The sequence below is a fragment of the Helicobacter sp. 11S03491-1 genome (genome assembly GCF_002272835.1).
GTDB lineage: Bacteria > Campylobacterota > Campylobacteria > Campylobacterales > Helicobacteraceae > Helicobacter_J.
Window position 1 is genome coordinate 1 of sequence record NZ_MLAO01000010.1, and the last position, 21,966, is coordinate 21,966.

Consider the following 21,966-nt stretch of genomic DNA (forward strand, 5'->3'; position numbering starts at 1 on the left):
GATTTCTTGAGATTGAGTTTTTCATCAAGCTTGGCTGAGAGTTCATCAATGGTTTGCAATTTTAAATCCTCTTGACTCTCTTTTTCTTTACTTGGATTTTGTTTTGATTTTTTGAATTGGATTGAAGTTTGTAACTTATACATTCATGCTCATTGCCTTTTTATTGGGCGTTTTCCTCTATTTTATCTGTTGTCGTCTCAAGTAACTCATCACTAGTATTTTAACATAAAATTATAAGAGACTTTTATAATAAAGTCGGTTGTAACTCAGGAATTAAGCCCAAAATAACACTATCCCTTTTGCTTTTCCTATCCTGGCAAAATTCCCCCTATTCCCATAACTTCAGCAGACTCTCATTTTGTCTCTATGTAACTCTATATTCTTGAATTGTAATAGCATTTTGCAAGAAACCTGCCGGCTTTTTTCAAATTTGATAAAAAGTTGAAATTCTTTATATTTGTACCTAAGCGAAAGTTATTCCCGTGAATAGGAGCAAATTTTTTACAAGCATAAGATTTAAAGGTATTGAGACTCTTTAAGTTTTTGTTGATCAGGGATTTTATTCTCCAAACAATAAGGCAATAACCCATAGTTTTCCGGTAAAAAAATTCAATATTTTCTGTCATCCATCCTTTTCCCTTCCTGCTTTTCTTAATTTTGCTATATTCCAAATCAATATCAATGAGGGCGGGGAATTCTTCCAAATTATAGGTTTTAAAATTTTTTATGAATATCCCAAGCTTGATAGCTTGGCTTAATACCTTATATCTTAAAGTATTTTGAATTCATTCCAATTAATATATCTTCTTCTTAAAAGCCTATATTGCTTTGGGAGTCTATAAATAGATTTAGAGCACAAGATTCTTAAATTTAAATTGAGTGAAGCTATGTATTAAATTATTTAAAATATATGTAATTTTTTATTTGTTTTAATGGCAAGTTTTTCTCTTTTCATTAATAACAAATTCTGTAAATAACATAAATCCTCCGACTTCCTTCTTCGCTTTACTCATGGCTTCTGTGCTGAGCCCCTGAGCAGCTACAAATCTCCCGAAGGTTGTTACGGTTTGGGCAACCCCGCTCCCGAGAGAATCCAGAGTGGCTTTGAGTGAATCCACAGATGCCCCGCTTGTTTGGGCAGCATAAACAATGCCTTCAAAGACTTTTTGAGCTTGGGTGAGACTCATGGAAGAAGCAGCCGTTGAATAAAAAGATTTAAACATTTCGGTTAAATCAGCCACGGCATAAATAGAGCTTTGATGGATTCTCTTCATATCTTCTATGATCTCATTGGCTTTTTGCATAGAAAGAGACCATTTATCCGTAGCACTGATAGAGCGTCCTAAAGAATCCGTATTTTGATGGTTGAGGGTAACCAAAGAAGCTAAAGAGAGTTTTTGTTGTTCAAGCACGGAGTTCAGATGAATAGCTTCTTTGATGGGGGATGCAAGAAAATTATAAGCAACCTTTAATCCGGAAAGACCAATAGAAGAAGCCTGCAAGGAGTGAGCAACTCCATCTATCCTGTCTTTAAGTGTATTAAATCCTTTAGAGGCAGCATTAGCTTTTTTCTCTGTCTCCTCTAAAACTTCATTAGCTTTTTGAAGTTGCCCGACTTTGGTGTTAAATTTTAGTTCAAAATTAACGTTTTTTGTCATATAATAATCCTATAAAAGAACAAAGGATTGTAATGATTTATGCTCCTCCAAGCGGATTTTTCGGATTTTTGTTTTTCCTCTTTATGTTGTATATACTTTATTTTTTCTTTATAAAACAACCCGGAGAAGAAAAACGAAAAAAAGAGCTGATAAAAGAAAAAGCAAAAGTTTATTTTATGAGTCTCCCCCAAACCAAGCTTTATTTGAAAAAAGGGTATGAGCTTAAGAGTTTTGAACCTAGCGGTGAGGGGACTTATAGTATTGAGCTGACTCTCAACCCCAACAAAGATCCGAGCAATACTCAAACCCGACAAACCATACAAACTCAAGAAAAGATTGCAATAAAGCCTTAAGAAAACCAACCCCCCTTTAAAGGCATTCATAATTAAAACAGGATTTAAAGCCTTTAAAAAGACTTTTAAAGACTCTTTAAAATCTGATGCATTAAAAAACAAAGAAGAGGGCATTGCTTTAAAAAGCATTGAAATTACTGTTAAAGATATCCCGAAACATTCAAAATAAGTCATCTCATTCGCTCCTAATCCTTTGGATTTCTTGGTTCATCTCTTTGAGAATCCCATACACTTCAATGCTGTCTAAGCCATACTTCTTGCAATAATCTTTGACAACCAAATAATCAATCTCACTCCACACACTCATCCCCCCGCCTTGGAGTCTCTGAGCCAAGCACAAGCAAGAAGCTGTCAATAACTCCTCTGTATCTTCTAAATCATGGGCTAAAACAACGGAGTTTTTATCCAAAGATAAATACCCTTGTTGTTTTGCCCATAACATTAGTTTTTTCTTTTATTCTCCCTTTGAGCAATAAACTCTTCATTCATTGCCTTAAAAAAGTCTTCAAGAGTAGAATTTTCAAGCAAGGCTTCTATAAAGTCTTCTTTAATCTTTTTGGCTTCTTTTTGGTTGAATGTTTTAGAGTCATCTCTGGCATCTGCTTGGAGTACTTCAAGATTTTCTCTCAAAAGCTTTTCATTGGCTTTGAAGATTTCTTCCAAGGTATTGGCTTTGGAAATTTCCAATACTTGTCTTTGATTGGGTTGGTAATACTTAAAACTAACCCCTTCTTGGGTTTGAAAATCTACATAATTTCTTTTGATTTTAAATACGAAACTCATGATTGTCCTCCTGCATTAGGGGTGTTGGAATTTCCCTCGCTTTTAGGGGCTTTTGGGGTTCTGGAGGGAATCCCATAAAAGATTGCACGGGATCATCAAACACAGGGATGATCCTTTTTGGAAGAACAACTACCCCCCTAACGGGTTTAATTGTGCTTGTCGTGTGTTTGCTTATACCAAAGAACAACTCCAAGACAGGGGGTGGGAAGCATACACGGGAGAACTCCCCGATATTGCTCAAAAAGGTTTTAAAGGAGACAGCTTAGCTGATGCCAATAAGGAATTAGAGAAGATCTACAGAGAAAAAGCCAAGAGGGTTGCAGGGATCAATGCTCCTTCCAAACTGATTAAGGCTGCAATATTGGCAGATTACGGGAGAATTTTAGAAAATCAAAAGAGGTGGAAGGAAGTCAAAGGGCTCTATGATAACCCCGTTATTGATAAAAAGATTGTCATTGCTCATACATCCGTTTTACTCCAAGATTTGCTCCATACCCAAACCAAAGAAATCTTTTTATCCGCAGAAACCCTTGTCAAGCAAAAACAAAAGCACAAAGAGCTCGGAGCTTTTGATTATTATTTGATAAGCCATATGGGGATCAAACCTCTTTATAAGTTTGCAGACGGGGATTATAGTGTGGTGTTTGTAGAAAAACTCGGGAATAAATACCGTATTGTGTATAAGGTAACTCAAGATAGGAAAGAAGTGTATGTAACGAGTTTTTTGAAGTATAGTAAAGAAGATGAGAAGGATTTTAACAGACAAATTGAAAAATTTAAGAGAAACAAAAAAGAAATAAGAGACTTAGAAGAGTGAGGTTACCTCTTCTGTTTGAATGTAGCGGTGAGGGAATAAACCCGCTATTGACCTTTCCACCAACCTCCGGCTTCGCCATCGCCTCCCTGTTTGGCATTCAAACCATGGACCATGCCACTAAAAATATTTTAATACATTTTTGTTAAACAAGTCGCTTAAATTTTCTTTAAATTTATTTTAATTTTGTTTTTGAATGTTTTTAGAGGGGTTAAAGCTCTTTAAAAGCTTTAGTTGGCAAAATATGTGTATTGTTGTTTATTAAGGGAAGATAAGGGAAGAAATGTCTAAAAATATTAAAAAACTCAATATTACTTATAGCGGGGATGGGATTATTAACGGTGAGATGGATTTAGAATCCTTTAGTGCTTCAATCCTGAATTTTGCAAAAGCGATGCAAGTTGCCAAAAAATACCTGGATATAGGGAATCTCGATATTAAAATTATGGCTGCTAAAGAAGGTTCTTTTGAGGTTGATTTGGCTTTTGGGGTAAAAGAGGGATGGGAAGCATTGAAGGGCTTTTTTAACTCTGAACACTCAAGCGCATTAGCAAATTTTTTAACGATAACAGGGAGTGTTTTTGCTCTTTTTAAATTCCTTAAGGGCAAAGAACCCAAAGAGACAAAAGAAAAAGGAGATAAAATCTCTATCACCAACCAAGACAATATTAGCCTTGAATTTAACCCGAATGTATTTAAAATTTACCAAGATTCAAGATTTGGTGAATATATAGAGAAATTTTCCGACCCCCTGTACTCAGAAGAGATTAAGAGCATAAAAATTCAATATGATGAAAAAATCTCAGAATTACTTAAAACAGAAAGAGAGTTTTATACAAAACCATTTACGGCAAAAGATCCAAATATAACAAGAAGAGTCTATACGCAAACCTTTGGTATTGCTTCGCTGAATTTTCAAGAGGGTAAAAAATGGAAACTCTTTGATGGTAGAGGGAACATTAGTGTTTTTATGAAAGATGAGTCTTTTTTAAAAAGGATTGCAAACAACGAGATTGATTTTGCAAAGGGGGATAAGCTTGTTTGTGAAATGGAGCTTATAGAAGATTTGAGCGAAGAGAAAATAAAATCAAGCTATTATGTTTTGGAGGTTAAGCAGCACATTAAGACACCTCGATCTGTAAAATTACCCGGTTTTTAGGAGAAGTGATGCCAAAAAACACAGAACTCACCAAGCTTATCAAAGAATTCAAGGAACTCCAAGATTTTAAGAACTCAGAAAGGATGGCTAAACTCTTAAAAACGACCGCTTCGACTTTAGAGCGTCTCAGTGATGAAAGCTTTGAGTTTAAAAGGAGTCCTTTTGGAGAAAAGTGGGCAGAGAGAGCCCCTGCTACCAAAGCCAAACTTCTAAGAGAAAACAAACTCAATCAAAGCGATATACTCCAACTCAGCGGGCATCTCAGAAAGAGTATCTCCGCAAGAACAGGGGATAACTCTGTAACCTTAGGAACAAATGTAAATAAAGGCTATGCCCCCATCCATCAATTTGGTGGCTATGCCGGCAGGAATAAGAAAGTCTTTATCCCCAAGAGAGCTTATCTGCCCATCAATGATAAAGGGGAGATCCCAAAGAGTTTGGAAAAAGAAATAGAAGCTTTGATATGGAAGATTTTGGGGGTGTGAAAAAAGGGGTAGGCAAAGTCATTCCGTATAACCCGCTTCCGTTCAATGGAAGCGGGCTCCGGCAATGGCTAGAGTCTTTCTTGGAATGTTTTTATCTTCTTCTCAAGCTTATTTAATCGCCACTCATTCACCCCAACCCAACCTGCTAAAATAATGATTAGCAAAAATTCTAAGTCCATTTGCGTCTCCTGTGGTATAATTGACTTGCGGATAAGATGACCCCTCTCAATAAAACTGAGAGGGGTTTTGTTTAACTTAAGAAAAGTTTTATAATTGCCATCAAATAGAAAGCAATTTGTAAGATTATGGTTACTAATCTTAACTTTTTCATCTTATCCTGTCTCCTTTTTTTAGATTTCAAAAGACTATTAAATATCCTTTTGATAACCCAATTATAGCTAATAAATATCTTATTGTCAAGTATTTTAAGATATTTATTAATCTATTTTTACAAAAAACAGACTACAAAATAGCTTTTTATTGGTTTTGAAGTATCTTTTTGAAAAACTCCTTAAAGGTTTCAAAGTCTTTGTTTTGATTTTTAAGACTAGTAATCTCAAGATACATTTCAATGGATTTTTTCATTGGTTCGCTTATTTCACCTTTAGCAATAGACGCCTTAATGGCTGCTTCAGAATACCCAATGGCTTCGCCAAGCTCTTTGTAAGTCATGCCCAGCTCTTTGGCTGTCTTTTTGATGAGATTGTCTTGCTTGGCTTGTTTGTTCTCTTGGTTCTCACTCATGGGACTCCTTTTTGTCTATTTTGTCTTCCAGCTTACGGATGCGCTTTTCTATGTTGGAGATTTTAAAAAACGTGATAACTAAAAATATGATTAATGCGATGTTTCCAATGGTTTGTATCCATTCCATTTTTTCTCCTTTTGATTTTGGATATAATATATAAGACACAAAATGTATTAAGCTGCGTTTTAGGCAGTTTTTAAATTCTTCTATGCTAAAACTTTAGCAAGGCGGGTGTTATCCACTCCAAATCTGAATGATTTGGCTGATGGCTAAGATTATCAGCGTAGCCAAGTAGATAATCCTAATTATCAACCCATTCCATTAGAAAAACTTGATTATGAAATCATCGGCTCTGTAGTAGGGACATTCAAGAAGTTATAAAATATCCCAATTTCTCTATGAAGAGATAAAATCCTCCATTACATATCAATACAATGAGTATCAAAATATTAAATGAAACAATCACAAAATGCTCTTTAAAGCTTCTTTGCCTTTTTTCCATACCAATATTTTTGATAAAATCAAAAAGAAAATAAAGAAGATTTGTGAATAAACAAACAATAAATGCCATGACAAATATTAATCTATAAATACTGCTTTTATCAATGTTTGAAAATATGGAGGTTGAAAAAGTAAAAACACCTACAAATGCTAAAACAATTGAAGCAAATATTCCAAGTATCGTGATGTATTGATTTTTTTGATTTTTTAGGTCATTTTCAAGTTTTTCATTTGTAGTTACTAACACTTTCAAACTTTCTTTTTGTTTTTCCAGTGAAACATTAAATGTTGAAAATTTCTCCTCGTAATACCGAAGGTGAATAAAATCAAGATTAATATGGTCTTCTAATTTTTTGAGATTTGTTAATAATTTTTTGTCTTCTTCTATTTTAATTTTATGCTTTTTATCTTGATTCTTGATTATATACGATACCATCCATCTTATATTTTGAGATAATCTTTCTTTGTCTTCATCATTTGTAGTATTCTTTAAAATATAAGTTGTTATCAACGAATAAGGATGTCTATAATCATCTTTATATACATTCTTAGCTTCAATGATGACTTTTTGATAGTCTTCTTCTTCATTTAAATCTTTCGAAATATTTTTTAAAAACTCTTCAAATTTCTCATCATTCATTTTCTAATGTTTCTGCTTCTTCTTCAATCAGTTCAGAAGGTATAATATTTTTACTGCCCTCTTTGTATATTTTTATCCAAGCCCCTTTTGGGTTATGACTTCTTTTTACTAACTCCCAAGGTGGTAGCTCTGTAGACTCATCGATAATTTTATCAATAACCTCTTTTTCGGACTCATTCAAATCTAAATTGGCATTTTCTTCAGGGATACTGAGTGCATTACTACCAAATATCCTGTATTCATGGTAAACATCTCTTATCACAGGACCCCATTGCCAAGCTTCAAAATCTTTGTCAGTAATGAGGCGTTTGCCTGTTTTTTTCAAAAATCCAATATGGACAAAATAGATAATCTTTTGGAGCGGGAGATTGCTGATAGGTTTTTCTAATTCAATACATTTATTAATGATATATCTTGCTACCCTTAATGCTTCCATAAACACTCCTTTATAAAATTTTAAATCATTTTATTATATCAAAAAATAATGAATTTAAAAGTTTTAAAAAGTTTTTAGAGTATTTATAAGGTCATTTTCTCTATCTCATAAACCTTCTTTTTGAGTTCATCATAACATTTTGTTTTTTGGTAATTCTCTAGCCAAGAAGCTACCCATCCGGGAACAGGCTTATCCCTATCATTCCAATTATTAACAGTATTATAAGAAATATCAGCAAGTTCTGAAAACTCTTTTTTACTTATGCCAATATAATTGAGCTTAATGGTAAGTTCACTTTTTTTCATTTTTAACCTTTTACATTTATTTAATATATAAATTATACTAAAAAATATCTTAAAGATGTAAAAATGAAAGGAGGACAAGATGAGAAATCTAGTAACCGCCATACTGATTTTAAAGATTATCTATTTGATAATCAAAATCTTAAGTTTAATCACTCTATAACCCGCTTCCGTTCAATGGAAGCGGGCTCCGGCAATGGCTAGAGTCTTTCTTGGAATGTTTTTTATGCTTAGCTGCCTTGATGTTTAAACTCTCCGGTTCTTATCTTCCAAGCTTTGGAGAAATCTCTATCTCTAAAGAGTTCCTTTAGCCCGGACAGTTGCTTGAGTCTGATGAGTTCATCAGCACTCATGCCCAGTTTTTTAACAATATAGCTATCAGCATGCCCGGCTCTGCACAAAGCAACAATGATTTCTTCCATTTTCTCAATCACATGCTCTCCTCTGGCTCTGTTATGTCGGATGGTGCTATACATTCTTTCTTCCAAAGGTTTGTCTATGACACTCACAGGCAAGCAACCTTTCTCTCTCTGATAGATTTTCTTATTTTTCTTGAGAATACAATACCGATGAAACCCATCAACAATCTCGTATTTATCTTCATCTTTGAGGTAATAACACACAATAGGCATGGTATAGCCATCTTCTAAGATAGAAGTCTCGAGTATCTTCATCTCCGGAGTTGCAATAACATTGGGGTTATAGGAATTTGCCCGTATTTTATCAACCGGGACTCTGATGATTCCATAAACAGGGCTTTCAAAATCATTTTTTGTTTCTTTTGTTTTCTTGTTCATTGTTTCTCCTTGTTATTTATTACAAATTCTTGTATTTTTCTAAAGCTTCTTGTTTGGCTAATTGGACTTCTTTAGTGGGAGAAAAACCCATATATTTGCAATTGTAATCATTTTTGAGGATACAAATACACATCCTCTTATAGCTGGGGACGTTCTTAAAATCTTTTATTGGGGCATCATCGGGATATTTTTCAAAAACAAGGACTTCTTTAGGAGATTGTTTAGAAACCTTGCCTTTGTTGGCAAATTCAATCCCGGCTTTCCTCAAATCTTCAATAGTCTCTTGCCCTAAAGCCCCACCCCTATGCTTCCAAAACTTAAGAGAAGTTTCAAACTTCTTTTTAAAATGCCCGGCTGTTTTTTCAGGGAGGGTATTTAAGAGAAAACCCAAATAACTCTCCCAAGTATGTCCTTTTGGCAATGAAATACTTCTCCATGCCATTGCATGGGTATGCCCATATTTAGCGGTAAAATCAACTCCATTGACTCTGAGCAACATCTTCCCCCAATTATCAGGATCTAAAACTCTATAAAGATATAAGGTTGCTTTAGCACAATCATTAAACGCAGAAGCTACCCGCATCTCATCAATCTCTAATCCCGCCTTATAAAACAAATCATAAATAGGGTTATACTCCCAATCAAATTTAGCATTAGCCACCCAAATATCTTGTGTGCTCCAATCATAAAGGGGGTAAAAGTTATAAAGATTCTCTGCTAGCCTGGTGGAATATCTTTGCCCTTTAAAAGGGTGTTTAGAGCCCGTAATCGCTCTGAAACGATTGATACTCTCATCTGTTCTTAACCCAATAAGAAAAGCTGTGTTTCCTCTGTTTTGCTTGGCTAACCAAAAAGCAAACTCAACATTAAAAGCGCAATCGCTCAAATCCCTGCTCCAAAAATCAAAAGAATGGTTTTGAAAGTGAGGATTTTGAAGAAATAAGTCTTGAAGAGGTCATCAGACGAATGGCGGGGTGTTTTAGAGTATCTTATGACGCAATGAAATTGGGACTTGTTAATTTGGGATATATCCATAAAGACAAAGTCCAATAAATCCTTAAAGTATCTTTGTGCCAGGAATCATCAACGCTAGTATTTACCAATACCCGGATATTTATTTTTTAATAAAATATATAAAAATGAAGTTTATTATCAATAGTAATATAATTTAAATATTTTTATTAATGATTATTTTTTAAATATAATAGATAAAACGAAGTAACTAATTTCAGAATTATATTGATTCTAATAATACATAATAATTTTTATTTATTTTATAATTTATTATTTTACTATAAATAAAAATTAAATAATTTGAAAATTTTAATCAATTTTTGAGTTTCTATAGTTTTTACCTTTTAAAAGATGATCATTACCACTAATAATAAACCATCGTCTTAGAGTGTCTCTGTGTACGCCAAGACGCCTAGCGATTTTGGTATGACTCTCACCCTTGCAATCCCAAGCAAGGATTTTGTCTTTTGCATGATAACAAGGGTTGCATTCAAGTCGTGATTTACTGCCTTTAGGGCGTCCGAGTATTATACCCTCAGCTTTTTTTCTAGCGAGTGCTTCTTTGGTTCTTTGAGAGATGAGCTGGCGTTCAATTTCTGCACTTAGAGAAAAAGCAAAGGCTAAAACTTTGGAATTAATGTTATCTCCTAATTCATAGTTTTCTTTGATTGAGTAAATAATCACTCCTTTTTCCATGCAAATATTCAGCAATCCCATAATTTGCAATAAACTTCTTCCAAGCCTTGATAACTCTGAGATGATGAGGATATCTCCTTTTTTTAGATTTTTAACCAAAATACCTAGTTTTCTTGATTGTAATGAAGCCATACCGCTGATGGTTTCTTCTACAAAATGATCGATTGAAATATTTTTATTTTTGGCGAATCTTGTTAATTCAAATTGTTGGTTTTGCACAGTTTGTTTTTCTGTTGATACTCTTATATAGCCATAAATCATTGTTTTTCCTTTTTATTTTAAGTATTGCATATTTTATTCGACCTATTTTAAGAGGACGTGATATTAAGCGTTATCATTATGAATGGGCAGGATTATGGGTGATTGCTACTCACAATGGCTATAAAGATGAGAATATTATGAAGAATCGGATTCTCCCTATTGAGATTAATGACTACCCGACATTGAAAATATATCTCGATGGTTTTTGGGAAAAAATTTCTATAAGAGCAGATAGGGGCATTACCCCTTATAATCTTAGAAATTGCTCTTATATCAGCGAATTTTCTAGGCAGAAAATTGTATGGAATCCTGTTAGTGGAGAATACTTTTTTGCTTATATTGAAGAAACTTTATATTTCAATAATTCATTATTTATGATAACAAGTATTACGAATGATAAAAACCTTCTTTTATATCTTTTAGCTTTCATGAATTCCAGATTATATAGATGGCTAATGACACAAATGACCAATTTAATAGAGAGTGGAAAATATGCTTATGGCGCAAAAGATAAAATTGAAAAGCTTCCTATTCCAAAAATATCTTCTTCTGAAGAAAAAGAATTTATGGCTATCGTAGATAAAATACTGGAATATAAAGAAAAAAACCAAGATACTAAAGATTTTGAAATAGCACTAAATGCTATGGTTTATAAGTTTTATGATTTGAGTGATAAAGAAATTAAAATTATTGAAGAGATTTGACTCGCTTGATAAATCCTCAAATACATTTATTTTATCAAAGATTCTACCAAAGAAATTTCTTCATCGCTCAAACCATAGAGATCATAAACTAGGAAATTAATTTCTTTTTCTTGAGCATTTGTATGGATATTTTTTGATCTATGATCTAGAATTATATTAACCAAATCAATGATTTTGTTAATGATTGTTTGATTTTGTTCAGAGATTTTTGGAATAGGGATTTTCTCTAATGCATGCTTATTGTATTGGTAGGCACTTTTGCCTAGAATACACCCACCACAAAAAGATTTAAAATAAAATGTAATTAGTGAAGAAGATAAAAATCCATTTAAAAGTTTTAAATCAATACTTTCACTTACAATCATAAAGGCTGTTTTATCTAAAAAATAGCCTTTATCATCATATGAAAAATAAACTCCTTGAGAAGTTTCAGGGTATATAATTTTACCAATATATTTAGAATCAAAATTTTTCTCTTTTAAAAATAATTGATAAAACTTATTAATTATTCCTGCTCTCTCTCTCTCTCTCTCTCTCTCTTTCTCTTGCGAGCTAATTCCAGATTCTATAAAGCTAATTTCACTCTCAGAAAGTCCATAAAGATCATAGATTAAAATATCCATTTTGGATTCTTGGGGTTGAGTATCTTCTTTTGGATTTTTCAATTTTATTTCTAATATTTGTTTTGCTAGAGATTCTATATTTTTTAAAATCTTATGATTTGAATATTCCGGGATCGGTAAGCGTTCTACAAAGATTTTACTCATTTCATAACCACTAGCTCCTAATGTAGCTCCTATTTGTTTAAAATACCAAAAATTCGTTTTAGAATTAAGGATAGCACTTAGATAAAGGAGTCTGTCTTTTTGATCAGATTTTTCTGTGATGATAAAGCATTTTTGATTGGTCATAAAATTTTCTTTGTCTAAAAAAGCAATAAATTCTTTTGCCATATTTGGATATACAATTTTCTGCCTAGAAAATTCGCTCGAATATGCTATATTATCTTGCGTTTCAAACCATTGATTAGAGGTTTTTTTTCTACACCCTTTTTCTCCACTTTGTGCAATTTTTGGCATGAAACTCTCTAAATAATCTTTCAAAATTGAATAATCATTAATATCTAATTTTAGAGATGGGAATGTAGCAATCACCCATAATCCTGCCCATTCATAATGATAACGCTTAATATCACGTCCTCTTAAAATAGGTCGAATAATTTGGTCAGTGCGCTCTTTTTCATTGAGATAAACAATATCCTTATCTTTTTGTGCTTGATCTTGTGTGGCAGGGATATAGTGTCCATTGATGTGTTTGAAGGGTAGGTTTGAATTTGGGGTATTGTCGCATTTGGATAAGATCTCATCTCTTTTGGCTGTATTGATAATAAAAGCATCATTATAGCCTGTTTTTATTCCATAATTAATAGAAATATCCCATTCTTTCAGAGGTGTGCCAATACGTTCAATCTTTTTTTTGATAGCCAAAGTTATTTCATCTGAAAAAGTAAAAGAAGTTTCATTGAGTGATTTGGTGTTCAAAATCTGCGGAAGAAGGGCTTGGATATCCTGAGCGCTTGCGGGTTTATTTTGCAAACACAGATATTCAAAGTCATGATTTTTGCTTTTGGTTTGTTTGCTAAAGCCTACGATAGAGGTATCTACAGTGGCACTATCAAAGATTTTGACACCATTAAAATCAACATAATATTCTAATGCTGTTTTTTCCAAAATAAATTTTCGAAGTTTTTGCCCATATCCTGATCTTGTCCATTTGTTGGAAGTGATAAAGCTCAGTTTCCCTCCATCTTTTAAAATCTTGTATCCTTGCTCATAAAAATAAGTAAAAATATCGCTTGTCCCACTGTAGATTTCAAAATGTTCTTGGAGATGGGGTTTTAACTCTTTGATAGATTCTTGGCGGATATAAGGGGGGTTGCCAATAACCAAATCAAACCCCATAAAATTTCCATTTTCATCTAAGACTTCAGGAAAAGCAAAACGCCACTCGAAGGTTTTTGTTTTAAAAAGTTGTTCATATTGATGCATGAGAATTTGAAGTTCTTGAAGCTGTTTGTAATCTGATCCGCTGCTTTGTCCAAAAGGTGGAATTTTGGAGTTTTTTTCATCAAAAAATTTCGGGATATAATCCTGCAAACGTTTCAAATCTTCTTTTTCAACGCCACAATTATCGCTAACATTGAAACCTTCATAGCCAAATCTTTCAGCATAGTATTCCAAATCATTTATGAATTTAAGCGTAATAGAATGTGCTTTTTTAAAAAGATCATTGAAGAAATCTTCACATTTTGCGATGGTTTTTTTGTGCTTTTGTTTGAGATCTTTGTCTGTTTCATTTTTGTAATCTTTCACAGCTGTGGCATAGAGATCGATTTTAGATTGAAAATTATTTTCAAGATCATTGATGATTCCCTTTTGGTAAGATTCAGTTTTATTAGCAAGCAATGATCCTGATTTGTTAATTCCAACCGTCATTGATTTTTTTGTGATATGCAAATCAATATTTGAAGTCAATGAATTGCCACATTTGATATTGATGTCAATATTAGGGAGAGTTTGGAGGTAGCGTTTGGATATATCATCATAATAGCTGCATTTTAATAATTCTATCCAAAGCCTTAGTTTGGTGATTTCACAAGAATTTTGGTTGATATCCACGCCAAAAAGGCATTTTTCTATCAAGTCTTTTTTGGCATTGAAAATAGCTTTTTGGATTTTGTGATCTTCTATATCTTCATGAGCCGGGAGCGTATATTGAAAAATATTCCCTTTGGAATCTTTGATTATGATTTCATCATGGATAATTTCAAGTGTAATATCTTTGATTTTATACCCTTTTTCATCACACAAAATACCAAGTTTATGTTTGATAAAAATAAGCTCATTCAAGGCAGACACAAGAAAATGCCCACTCCCAACGGCCGGATCACAAATGCTAAGAGTATTAAAAATTTTATTGGCGTCCCTGATATCTTCTATCTTATTGTAGAGTTCGCTTAAGTCTTTGCATTCCCAGCCTTTGGCACGATTGAATTTCTCTAGTACTATTTGAGTAATAGATCGCTTGCACATATAACTTGTGATAGAACCGGGAGTATAAAAACTCCCTTCTTTATAGCCATTGAGTTTTTCAAAAACAAGCCCTAATACAGCCGCATTGATAAGCTTGTCAAGATTAGTTTTTGTGTGGTTTTTGATATCTTGTGGGGTGGTGGTAAAATCATAAGCATGCAAAAAAGCAAAAAGATATTCCAATAAGGGTAGAGAATCCTTATTTTGGTATTCTTTTTCTTTTTTTAAAATAGAGTTTTTATATAATGATAGAGGTTTGGATTTTAAGAGGTGGATTCGAAAATTTTTCCCCGATTCATTGGGACTCTTTTCCAATTGAATTTTATCAAAAAGACTAGAGTTGAGATAGGGGATAGATTCTAGAGATTTGGGGATGGAGTCCCTTTTTTCATAAGGTTTAGCCAAGACATCAAAAAACAAGATATCCAGTACTTCAAAATCCCCAATAGTCTCTAAAAGCAAAAAAGGTTTTTGTATATGTTTGAAAGACAACAGCATAGATTCCAGCAAACGTAAGAATAAGATGCGATTATTCCAAATAGTTAAAAGAGTGAAAATATCTTCATAATTCCCCTCTCTTTCTAAGCTAAAACTTTCAGTCATGGCATCTAGGAGTGAATTTTTTGTATTGCTTGGTTTGATGATGGTTTTACCTTCGCTTGTTTTTTCTTCTAATCCTAGGATATAGAGCAATTCGTCATAAAAATTTTGATTGAGTATATTTGCATCTAAAAATATCTTTTGTTTGAGGAGGCAAAGGGGGCTGAGGATTTGAAAAATCAGCGCGAGAGTGGTTATATCCAAATCCTTACTAAGCTTAAAACAGGTGTAAGAGATTTCAGAGTCTTTGGTTTTGAGATATTGTGCTACGTCGCTATAAAATCTTTCCGTGCTTGTATCATTGCCTTCTTTATCATCTGCATTTTTTCTGAAAATCTCAATTTGTTTGTCTTGTCCAAAAAGTCTTTGGAATTCTCTAGCTTCAATGATATAGTGAGAATGGATAGTGCAAAGAATAATATGTTTGATATTGTTATTGGTTTTGGATTCTCTCAGATAATAAAGAATGCTTTCATAAAAAGCCTTAGATTCTAAAGTATTTTCATCAGGAGGAAATTGATGTGTATTTTTGAGAGATTTGGCTTCAATGATGACTTGCACTTTGCCATCTTTATAAATAGCTGCATCAATTTTGCCTCTTGTGTTGATGCAATAGCCAAATGTATTTGTTAGAAAATTGTTAATTTCGTTTTTTTGGTGCTCTTCGCTTTCTTTTTGATTGGTTTGGAGAAGGGTGGCGATATTATTTTTGAGGTTTTGAATATCTTGGTCTTTTGGATTGTGCTTATGGGTATAATCTCCTAAAAATTCTTCCAGAGATAATTTTTTGTAACGCATATTTTTCCCTATTTATTTTTATAAATATTTTTCTAAATTTTTATCTACCTATTTTTATTTAGTAGGTTTTATGTAGGCTATTGCTTAATTCTAACATAAAAAAATTTAAGAATTCTCTGATTTTTTGAAAATATTGATAATATGGTTGGTCAAGTGAATGGGGTTAAAATAGGTTAAAAATTAATGCCAAGCCATTTATGGGCTGTTTTTTGCAAAGCAAGAACATCGCTTGAAGCATAAAGATCTAATTTTGCTTGTTTTGAAGTTGTGTTTGGGGCGATTTGATAGTTTTTCCAAAGATAATCTATAATAGCCTCCCCAGAATGAATCAATATGCTTTTGTGCGCAAAGAACTTCTCAATTGATGGGGCAATCAAAGGGAAATGAGTGCATCCTAAAATGATAGCTTGGGGAGTTTGTTTGATAGAAGAAAAATAATATTGCATGGAGGCTTTTAAGATATTCTCATCTTCAATACCTTCTTCGACAATAGGGACAAAGAGTCCTGTTGCTAAGCTTTGTATAGAAGTGTAACCATTGAGTTGGAGTTTATTTTGATATTGTTTGGAGGCAATAGTGGCTTTAGTAGCGATGACTAAAATAGGATCGTCTTTATTGGATATTTTGTTTTTCAATGCTTGGACTCCGGGTTCTATGACTCCAACAATAGGGATAGAAGTGTGCTTTTTCATAACATCAATAGCATAAGCACTCACAGTATTGCAAGCAATAATAAGAATATCAACTTGATGAGTAGCAAAAAAATCTAGCGCTTCTAGAGAAAAACGGATAATTGTTTGTTCATCTTTTACGCCATAAGGGACTCTCGCAGTGTCTCCATAATAGATAATTTCATCAAACATATTTGCATCCAGAATGCTTTTGAGAACGGTTAATCCTCCTACACCGCTGTCAAATACGCCTGCTTTCAAATCAATTATTCCTTTTCATTCATCATGTTAAGAAATTCATCATTGTTTTTAGTTCTTTGCATTTTTGAGTAGATAAAAGTAAGGGCTTCAATGTCATCCATTTGTTGCATAACATTTCGTAACATCCATACTTTGGTAAGTTTGTCTTTGCCTAATAAAAGCTCATCTTTACGTGTACCGGATTTGAGGATATCAAATGCGGGGTAGATTCTTCTATCTGCGATATTTCTAGCCAAAACAATTTCACTATTCCCTGTGCCCTTAAATTCTTCAAAAATAACTTCATCCATTCTTGATCCTGTTTCAATAAGGGCTGTTGCAATGATTGTGAGACTGCCGCCTTGTTCGATATTTCTAGCAGCCCCAAAAAATCTCTTGGGTTTATGGAGTGCGTTGGCATCCACACCCCCACTCAAAACCTTCCCGCTAGAAGGAGTAACAGCGTTATAGGCTCGAGCTAAGCGCGTAATAGAATCAAGAAGAATAACCACGTCTTTTCCCATTTCGATACGGCGTTTGGCTCTTTCTAAGACAAGTTCAGCCACTCGAATGTGGTTTGTAGAGGGGAGATCAAAAGTGGAGCTAAAAACTTGCCCTTTGACACTTCTCTGCATGTCTGTAACTTCCTCAGGACGTTCATCCACAAGCAAAACAATCAATTCAATTTCAGGGTGGTTGTAGGTGATTCCATGGGCTAATTCTTTCATTAGCTCAGTTTTTCCTGTCCTTGGGGGTGCGACAATAAGGGCACGTTGTCCCTTGCCGATGGGACTAAAGAGATCGAGCATTCTGCCGGTTACTTTTGAGGGTTCATATTCAAGCTTAATTTGTTCTGTGGGGAAAAGAGGAGTAAGGTTATCAAAAAGGGGACGATTTTTTATTTCTTCTAAAGAGAGATAATTGATAGCTTCAATTTTAAGGAGAGCATAATATCTTTCTTGATCTTTTGGGGATCGAACTTGTCCTGTAACAATATCACCATTTCTAAGGGCAAAACGTCTGATTTGAGATTGGCTTACATAAGTGTCATTAGGGCTATCAGTAAAATTTTCATCAATCCCTCTTAAGAAACCATAACCTTCATTGGTAGTTTCTAAAATCCCGGTAAATAATATATAACCCCCTTGACTTACTTGAGTTTTAAGAATCTCAAACATTAAATCTTGACGTTTATATTCTTGAGGATTTTCTATCTCCAATTTATTGGCTATTTCAATAAGATTTTCCATAGGTTTTGTGCGAAGTTCTTCGATTCTATAGCCATCTACAGGAGTATGAGTGCGATTTTTTGAAACATTAGTATTTTGTTCTGTAGTCATTCTTGTCCTTAAGAAACTTTCCCTTAATCAAATGCAGCGCAATTAGATTTTGGATATTTGTGAAGTAATGTAAGGTCTGTATTCTATACAAACCTTACCATTAAAGTCAATATTTTTTGGTAATTAATCTTTGATGGTTACATCAGGGTGAATTTTGTAGACTTTGTTTTTGATTTTGATGAGCAACCCTACTTCAATAAGTTGTTTGAATGTTTTTACAATTGTAGGTTTTGAAACATTTAAATGAGAGATAATATCTTCATAAGAGCCATAATATACATGATCTTCATCACAATTATCCAGTAAAAATTTAATAATTTCTATTTTTTTACCACCTATGAATGCAGAAATAGCATTGATAAGAAGATTTTTAGATTCCAATTCAAGCGCTTGCAGTTTTGGAAGTATTGCTTTTTGTAATGTATTAAGCAACTCATCTACATCTAAAGGCTTGAGGATATAGCCATCTACTTTTAAGCTGATCGCATCAAGAAGATAGGGAACTTCTGTATGAGCTGTTGTGATAATCACGGGGCAATGAGGATTAGTTTTGCCATTCCTGATTGCTTTAATAAGCTCAATACCATTAAGTTTTGGCATTAAAATGTCTGTCAAAACAATATCAATATTGTGGGTATCAAAAATATTTAATGCCTCTTGACCGTTTTTTGCAAGTATTAATCTGCCTACATAATCTTCAAGCACGATCGATGTAATGCGTTGAGTATCTTCATCATCTTCAACGTATAATACGGTGAGGTGTTTTAAATTATCATATTTGTCCATGGTTATCCTTTTGTTGATTTTGTTTTATAGGTAATTCTATCAAAAAAATTGCCCCATAGTAATTTTCTCCGGAAAATTTACTTATCCAATTTGCATTGGAAACTGAAATTGTGCCATACATTTGTCTTTCTATGATTTGTTTTGTCATATAAAGTCCAATACCTGTCCCCACAGATTTATGTTTAGTCGTAAAATAGGGCTCAAAAATTTTATTAATGTTCTCTAGTTGCACACCTCCTGCGTTATCTTTAAGATAAATATAAACGTTACCATTTTTCACCTCCAGTTTAATTTCGCATTCACCATTGTTGATATTTCGAGCCAAAATAGCATCATAAGCATTTTTAATGATATTTAAAATAATCTGTGTAAAAGCATTTTCGTGCCCATAAAAAGAGATTTCTTCTTGAATGTTAATAAAGATAACAATATTGTTTTGTTTTAGTAATGGGTTCATAATTTTGACAGAATCTTGTATGGCTATTGCAAGAGAAAATTCACTTTTAATTCTATTGAGTCGGAAGAAATTCCTAAAATTTTCTATAGTTGCAGACATATTTTTGGCAATACGGAGTCCATCTTCAGTTTGCATATCTATAAAATGCTTATCAAGTTTGTTACTATTGAATTTAACTTTAAAACTTTGGATAAGAAGAATAAGTGAATTGAGTGGTTGTCGCCATTGGTGGGCAATATTTTGAATCATTTCTCCCATAGAGGCAAGTCTTGCTTGTTGATACATCACTTGATCTTTTTTGCGTGATTGTTCAATTTCATATTCAATGGTTTTTTGAAGATTGAGATTGATTTCTTTAAGTTCCCTGGTTTTTTGTTCAATAGCTTTTTGAAGTTCTTGATTGACATTTTTAATATAATTTAACACCAAATTCGAAAGAAACAAAGTGGTAAAAATGACAATAAACATAAAAAACATCAGCATTACCAAAGTAATTTTATACATAATAGTAGTGGAAGATTGTTTTAGCATCGCAATTTTTATATGCAGAGCAATAATATTTGAAATAAGCTGATTGATGGTTACGCTTTGACCAATAAGGGTTTTTATATCTGTTTGATATTGTTTAGATTCTTTGTGATAAAGCTTGGTTAAGAGTGCATCGGTAACTTTAATAATATGATCAACTTTTTGTACTTCTTGAGTCTCTTGTTCTTGATATTCACGTATTTTTAAATAAAATTCTTTTGAAGATATTTTTTGATATATTTTTTTAATATTTTTTAAAATATTTTTCTTAGGTTTTCTGAGTTCTTTATATTGATTCCACAATATGAGCATTTGATTTTGATTTGATGAAATATCTGCTTTTTGATTGATATAGTTCATGATGTCAATGATATAAAAATCTTGAATAGTTTTGAGTTTTTGTATTTCTCTAATAGGACCGGGAAAATTAGTTTCATAATCATATTTGAGAACACTCAGGGCTAAAAATGAAGTAATACATACAAGCAAAAGTCCAATCGTAATGGTTGCAATAAGCATTTTTGTTTGAAGTTGAAGGGATCTGTTCTTGTTGTATTGCTTATCTTTAGCGTTCAATTTTTACTCCTGAAATTGCATTTGATAATGCGCTTACAAGCATATTATATTGTATAAACTTAGTTTGATTTTCTTCTATTTTCTTTTCTATGTTTTGTTGGATTGTTTTTTGTTCTTGTAAATGGCTAATTTTTTCTTGTTTGGATTGTTCAATTTGTTTGGTTAAGTTTTCTATTTCGCCTAAAATAGCTTTTTTTTCTTCAAAATATTTGCCCAAACTAATGCTAATTGTTTCTTTTTGTATCATATTTTCTTCTTTGAGATTTTGAAGTTGCTTTTTTTTGTTTTCATAAACTGAGTCTGTCTCACTTAAGACTTGGTTTTTATTAGAAATTTCATTTTGGGCATTATTGATAGCCTCTTCTGTTTTGAGAGTTGCTTGATTTAGTTGATTAAATTGTTCTTTGAGGGCATCTATTTGGGATTGAATTTGATGTTTTTGTTGGAGAGTGTCTTCTATTTTTTCCAAACTCCATTGCTCCCCTTTTGCGTCTAAAATTGTAGGGATTATGACTTCTTTATTGTCAATATTTATAATTTGTCCATTATAAAAAGAAATAAATTTTTTTGCACTCTGAGAACCTTTATAAATCATCCCTAAGAGTTTATCAGCAACTTTTTCAAAAATGATATTTTTCATGGATCGGATTTTTTCTTCGGCAAAACAAGTTTGTAAGATACTTGTAATTTTACCATCGAGTATTTTTCTCAAATGAACACGCAATTCTTGAACAATAAAAAATAAAAAATTTTTTGTAAATTCAATATTAGTTATATTCTCAAAATTAATTTTTGTATCTAAAATATGCTCGGCAATTTGTGCGATCAATCCATCAAGATCGATTTTCTTCAAAAGAGCATTGATTTTTAATTTGTCCCCATCATCAAGCAGTCTTGCTGAGTTGAGTTTTTGAATATGACGGATTTCATTACTAAGTTTAACAAATTCAAAATCAAAAATTTTAAAATATACCCCTAATTTTGTAAAAAATAAACCATCTCTTGGATTGAGATTAAAAGTTTTTTTGATAGCATTTCTAACAACATCTCTAAAAAGAAGTTCATTATTATCAAAATCTATACACATTTTGGCGTATTCTAAAATCATATTAAAATCTTCTTGAGAGAAATTTTCATTTGCATTAGAAATCTTTGATTTAAACTTTTTTTTATTATTCTCTAGCCATTTGCTTAAAAAAAATACACTTAAATTATTTTGAGGATCTTTGATGGCAGTAGAAATCTCAATATTTTTATTTTTGTCGATATACACAAAAGCATTCATACCATTTTTGCGATAGAATTCTACTATAGCTTTTCTTACATATTCTCGACAATTTTTTTCGTCAGAGGAGAGGGGATGCTCTTGCAATATTTTTTTAATATCAAAGGCTAAATTCGCAATAACATTTTGGTTGAAATCAAGTAGATTTTTTGACCGCATACACCCTTGCTCAAGCATATCAAAAGTAGTTGCATAAAGCAGCGAGCAGTCCATTTAATACCTTTGTGTAAGATTAGAGTTTCTTT

Annotated in this window: 22 protein-coding genes; 5 read left to right on the plus strand and 17 right to left on the minus strand. The window is 32.7% G+C overall.

Annotated elements, in window-relative coordinates:
* Nucleotides 1–929: 929 nt before the first annotated feature.
* A complete protein-coding gene (locus BKH45_RS06885) occupies nucleotides 930–1,658 on the minus strand; it encodes a hypothetical protein (RefSeq protein WP_095274754.1) in 729 nt (242 codons plus the stop codon).
* A 32-nt stretch (nucleotides 1,659–1,690) separates the two neighbouring features.
* Here BKH45_RS06885 and BKH45_RS06890 point away from each other — a divergent pair, with 32 nt between their 5' ends.
* Nucleotides 1,691–2,011 (plus strand): hypothetical protein, encoded by a 321-nt coding sequence (locus BKH45_RS06890; RefSeq protein ID WP_095274755.1) that lies wholly within the window; start codon nucleotides 1,691–1,693, stop codon nucleotides 2,009–2,011.
* A gap of 175 nt (nucleotides 2,012–2,186) precedes the next feature.
* Here BKH45_RS06890 and BKH45_RS06895 read toward each other — a convergent pair whose 3' ends face one another.
* Together BKH45_RS06895 and BKH45_RS06900 are read right to left on the minus strand one after the other, a co-directional pair.
* Nucleotides 2,187–2,453 carry a hypothetical protein gene (locus BKH45_RS06895; protein ID WP_095274756.1) on the minus strand — a complete coding sequence of 89 codons (267 nt, stop codon included), beginning with the start codon at nucleotides 2,451–2,453 and terminating at the stop codon, nucleotides 2,187–2,189.
* Nucleotides 2,453–2,794, minus strand: a complete 342-nt coding sequence (locus tag BKH45_RS06900; RefSeq protein ID WP_095274757.1) for a hypothetical protein — start codon at nucleotides 2,792–2,794, stop codon at nucleotides 2,453–2,455. Before BKH45_RS06900 ends, BKH45_RS06895 begins: the two co-directional genes overlap by 1 nt.
* 52 nt (nucleotides 2,795–2,846) lie before the next feature.
* Between BKH45_RS06900 and BKH45_RS06905 the strand changes: the two genes are divergently transcribed.
* The 3 genes from BKH45_RS06905 to BKH45_RS06915 all read left to right on the plus strand — a co-directional run bounded on the left by BKH45_RS06905 (nucleotide 2,847) and on the right by BKH45_RS06915 (nucleotide 5,252).
* Nucleotides 2,847–3,611 carry a phage minor head protein gene (locus BKH45_RS06905; protein ID WP_095274758.1) on the plus strand — a complete coding sequence of 255 codons (765 nt, stop codon included), beginning with the start codon at nucleotides 2,847–2,849 and terminating at the stop codon, nucleotides 3,609–3,611.
* Between the two features lie 280 nt (nucleotides 3,612–3,891).
* Nucleotides 3,892–4,767: a hypothetical protein gene (locus BKH45_RS06910; RefSeq protein WP_095274759.1), complete on the plus strand. Its 876-nt coding sequence runs from the start codon at nucleotides 3,892–3,894 to the stop codon at nucleotides 4,765–4,767.
* Between the two features lie 8 nt (nucleotides 4,768–4,775).
* On the plus strand, nucleotides 4,776–5,252 hold the full coding sequence (locus tag BKH45_RS06915) for a phage virion morphogenesis protein (protein WP_095274760.1): 477 nt from the start codon (nucleotides 4,776–4,778) through the stop codon (nucleotides 5,250–5,252).
* A 477-nt stretch (nucleotides 5,253–5,729) separates the two neighbouring features.
* On the opposite strand, the gene BKH45_RS06920 is transcribed toward BKH45_RS06915, so the two are convergent.
* From BKH45_RS06920 to BKH45_RS06950, 8 genes are all read right to left on the minus strand, one after another.
* Entirely contained in the window at nucleotides 5,730–5,996 is a 267-nt protein-coding gene (locus BKH45_RS06920; RefSeq protein WP_095274761.1) for a transcriptional regulator, read from the minus strand.
* A complete protein-coding gene (locus BKH45_RS09080; RefSeq protein ID WP_257874520.1) occupies nucleotides 5,989–6,123 on the minus strand; it encodes a hypothetical protein in 135 nt (44 codons plus the stop codon). The genes BKH45_RS06920 and BKH45_RS09080 overlap by 8 nt, the downstream gene beginning before the upstream one ends.
* Nucleotides 6,124–6,364: 241 nt before the next feature.
* Nucleotides 6,365–7,138: a hypothetical protein gene (locus BKH45_RS06925; RefSeq protein WP_095274762.1), complete on the minus strand. Its 774-nt coding sequence runs from the start codon at nucleotides 7,136–7,138 to the stop codon at nucleotides 6,365–6,367.
* Nucleotides 7,131–7,574: a type II toxin-antitoxin system antitoxin SocA domain-containing protein gene (locus BKH45_RS06930; protein WP_095274763.1), complete on the minus strand. Its 444-nt coding sequence runs from the start codon at nucleotides 7,572–7,574 to the stop codon at nucleotides 7,131–7,133. The genes BKH45_RS06925 and BKH45_RS06930 overlap by 8 nt, the downstream gene beginning before the upstream one ends.
* A gap of 83 nt (nucleotides 7,575–7,657) precedes the next feature.
* Complete coding sequence (locus BKH45_RS06935) at nucleotides 7,658–7,879, minus strand: hypothetical protein (protein WP_095274764.1); 222 nt, start codon at nucleotides 7,877–7,879, stop codon at nucleotides 7,658–7,660.
* 227 nt (nucleotides 7,880–8,106) lie between these two features.
* Nucleotides 8,107–8,673: a ParB/RepB/Spo0J family partition protein gene (locus BKH45_RS06940; protein WP_095274765.1), complete on the minus strand. Its 567-nt coding sequence runs from the start codon at nucleotides 8,671–8,673 to the stop codon at nucleotides 8,107–8,109.
* Between the two features lie 19 nt (nucleotides 8,674–8,692).
* Complete coding sequence (locus tag BKH45_RS06945; protein ID WP_095274766.1) at nucleotides 8,693–9,559, minus strand: DUF3440 domain-containing protein; 867 nt, start codon at nucleotides 9,557–9,559, stop codon at nucleotides 8,693–8,695.
* 437 nt (nucleotides 9,560–9,996) lie between these two features.
* Complete coding sequence (locus BKH45_RS06950) at nucleotides 9,997–10,644, minus strand: master DNA invertase Mpi family serine-type recombinase (RefSeq protein ID WP_095274767.1); 648 nt, start codon at nucleotides 10,642–10,644, stop codon at nucleotides 9,997–9,999.
* On the opposite strand from BKH45_RS06950, the gene BKH45_RS06955 reads away from it, so the two are divergent.
* On the plus strand, nucleotides 10,644–11,348 hold the full coding sequence (locus BKH45_RS06955) for a TaqI-like C-terminal specificity domain-containing protein (RefSeq protein WP_257874521.1): 705 nt from the start codon (nucleotides 10,644–10,646) through the stop codon (nucleotides 11,346–11,348). The genes BKH45_RS06950 and BKH45_RS06955 overlap by 1 nt on opposite strands.
* 26 nt (nucleotides 11,349–11,374) lie before the next feature.
* On the opposite strand, the gene BKH45_RS06960 is transcribed toward BKH45_RS06955, so the two are convergent.
* From BKH45_RS06960 to BKH45_RS06985, 6 genes are all read right to left on the minus strand, one after another.
* On the minus strand, nucleotides 11,375–15,838 hold the full coding sequence (locus tag BKH45_RS06960) for a TaqI-like C-terminal specificity domain-containing protein (RefSeq protein ID WP_095274769.1): 4,464 nt from the start codon (nucleotides 15,836–15,838) through the stop codon (nucleotides 11,375–11,377).
* A 173-nt stretch (nucleotides 15,839–16,011) separates the two neighbouring features.
* A complete protein-coding gene (gene murI, locus BKH45_RS06965) occupies nucleotides 16,012–16,770 on the minus strand; it encodes a glutamate racemase (RefSeq protein ID WP_095274770.1) in 759 nt (252 codons plus the stop codon).
* 5 nt (nucleotides 16,771–16,775) lie between these two features.
* Nucleotides 16,776–18,089: a transcription termination factor Rho gene (rho, locus tag BKH45_RS06970; protein WP_095274771.1), complete on the minus strand. Its 1,314-nt coding sequence runs from the start codon at nucleotides 18,087–18,089 to the stop codon at nucleotides 16,776–16,778.
* Nucleotides 18,090–18,212: 123 nt separating this feature from the next.
* Nucleotides 18,213–18,875 carry a response regulator gene (locus BKH45_RS06975; protein WP_095274772.1) on the minus strand — a complete coding sequence of 221 codons (663 nt, stop codon included), beginning with the start codon at nucleotides 18,873–18,875 and terminating at the stop codon, nucleotides 18,213–18,215.
* Nucleotides 18,862–20,436, minus strand: coding sequence for a HAMP domain-containing sensor histidine kinase (locus tag BKH45_RS06980; protein WP_095274773.1), 1,575 nt, complete (start codon nucleotides 20,434–20,436; stop codon nucleotides 18,862–18,864). Before BKH45_RS06980 ends, BKH45_RS06975 begins: the two co-directional genes overlap by 14 nt.
* Nucleotides 20,426–21,934, minus strand: coding sequence for a hypothetical protein (locus BKH45_RS06985; RefSeq protein WP_095274774.1), 1,509 nt, complete (start codon nucleotides 21,932–21,934; stop codon nucleotides 20,426–20,428). Before BKH45_RS06985 ends, BKH45_RS06980 begins: the two co-directional genes overlap by 11 nt.
* Between the last annotated feature and the right edge of the window lie 32 nt (nucleotides 21,935–21,966).

Bases quoted from the DNA above. Each gene is read 5' to 3' on its own strand.
- BKH45_RS06900 (WP_095274757.1), bottom strand. From the start codon at position 2,794: ATGAGTTTCGTATTTAAAATCAAAAGAAATTATGTAGATTTTCAAACC.
- BKH45_RS06920 (WP_095274761.1), bottom strand. From the start codon at position 5,996: ATGAGTGAGAACCAAGAGAACAAACAAGCCAAGCAAGACAATCTCATC.
- BKH45_RS06925 (WP_095274762.1), bottom strand. From the start codon at position 7,138: ATGAATGATGAGAAATTTGAAGAGTTTTTAAAAAATATTTCGAAAGAT.
- BKH45_RS06935 (WP_095274764.1), bottom strand. From the start codon at position 7,879: ATGAAAAAAAGTGAACTTACCATTAAGCTCAATTATATTGGCATAAGT.
- BKH45_RS06960 (WP_095274769.1), bottom strand. From the start codon at position 15,838: ATGCGTTACAAAAAATTATCTCTGGAAGAATTTTTAGGAGATTATACC.
- BKH45_RS06930 (WP_095274763.1), bottom strand. From the start codon at position 7,574: ATGGAAGCATTAAGGGTAGCAAGATATATCATTAATAAATGTATTGAA.
- BKH45_RS06890 (WP_095274755.1), top strand. From the start codon at position 1,691: ATGATTTATGCTCCTCCAAGCGGATTTTTCGGATTTTTGTTTTTCCTC.
- BKH45_RS09080 (WP_257874520.1), bottom strand. From the start codon at position 6,123: ATGGAATGGATACAAACCATTGGAAACATCGCATTAATCATATTTTTA.
- BKH45_RS06885 (WP_095274754.1), bottom strand. From the start codon at position 1,658: ATGACAAAAAACGTTAATTTTGAACTAAAATTTAACACCAAAGTCGGG.
- BKH45_RS06950 (WP_095274767.1), bottom strand. From the start codon at position 10,644: ATGATTTATGGCTATATAAGAGTATCAACAGAAAAACAAACTGTGCAA.
- BKH45_RS06910 (WP_095274759.1), top strand. From the start codon at position 3,892: ATGTCTAAAAATATTAAAAAACTCAATATTACTTATAGCGGGGATGGG.
- BKH45_RS06915 (WP_095274760.1), top strand. From the start codon at position 4,776: ATGCCAAAAAACACAGAACTCACCAAGCTTATCAAAGAATTCAAGGAA.
- BKH45_RS06985 (WP_095274774.1), bottom strand. From the start codon at position 21,934: ATGGACTGCTCGCTGCTTTATGCAACTACTTTTGATATGCTTGAGCAA.
- BKH45_RS06895 (WP_095274756.1), bottom strand. From the start codon at position 2,453: ATGTTATGGGCAAAACAACAAGGGTATTTATCTTTGGATAAAAACTCC.
- rho (WP_095274771.1), bottom strand. From the start codon at position 18,089: ATGACTACAGAACAAAATACTAATGTTTCAAAAAATCGCACTCATACT.
- BKH45_RS06940 (WP_095274765.1), bottom strand. From the start codon at position 8,673: ATGAACAAGAAAACAAAAGAAACAAAAAATGATTTTGAAAGCCCTGTT.
- BKH45_RS06975 (WP_095274772.1), bottom strand. From the start codon at position 18,875: ATGGACAAATATGATAATTTAAAACACCTCACCGTATTATACGTTGAA.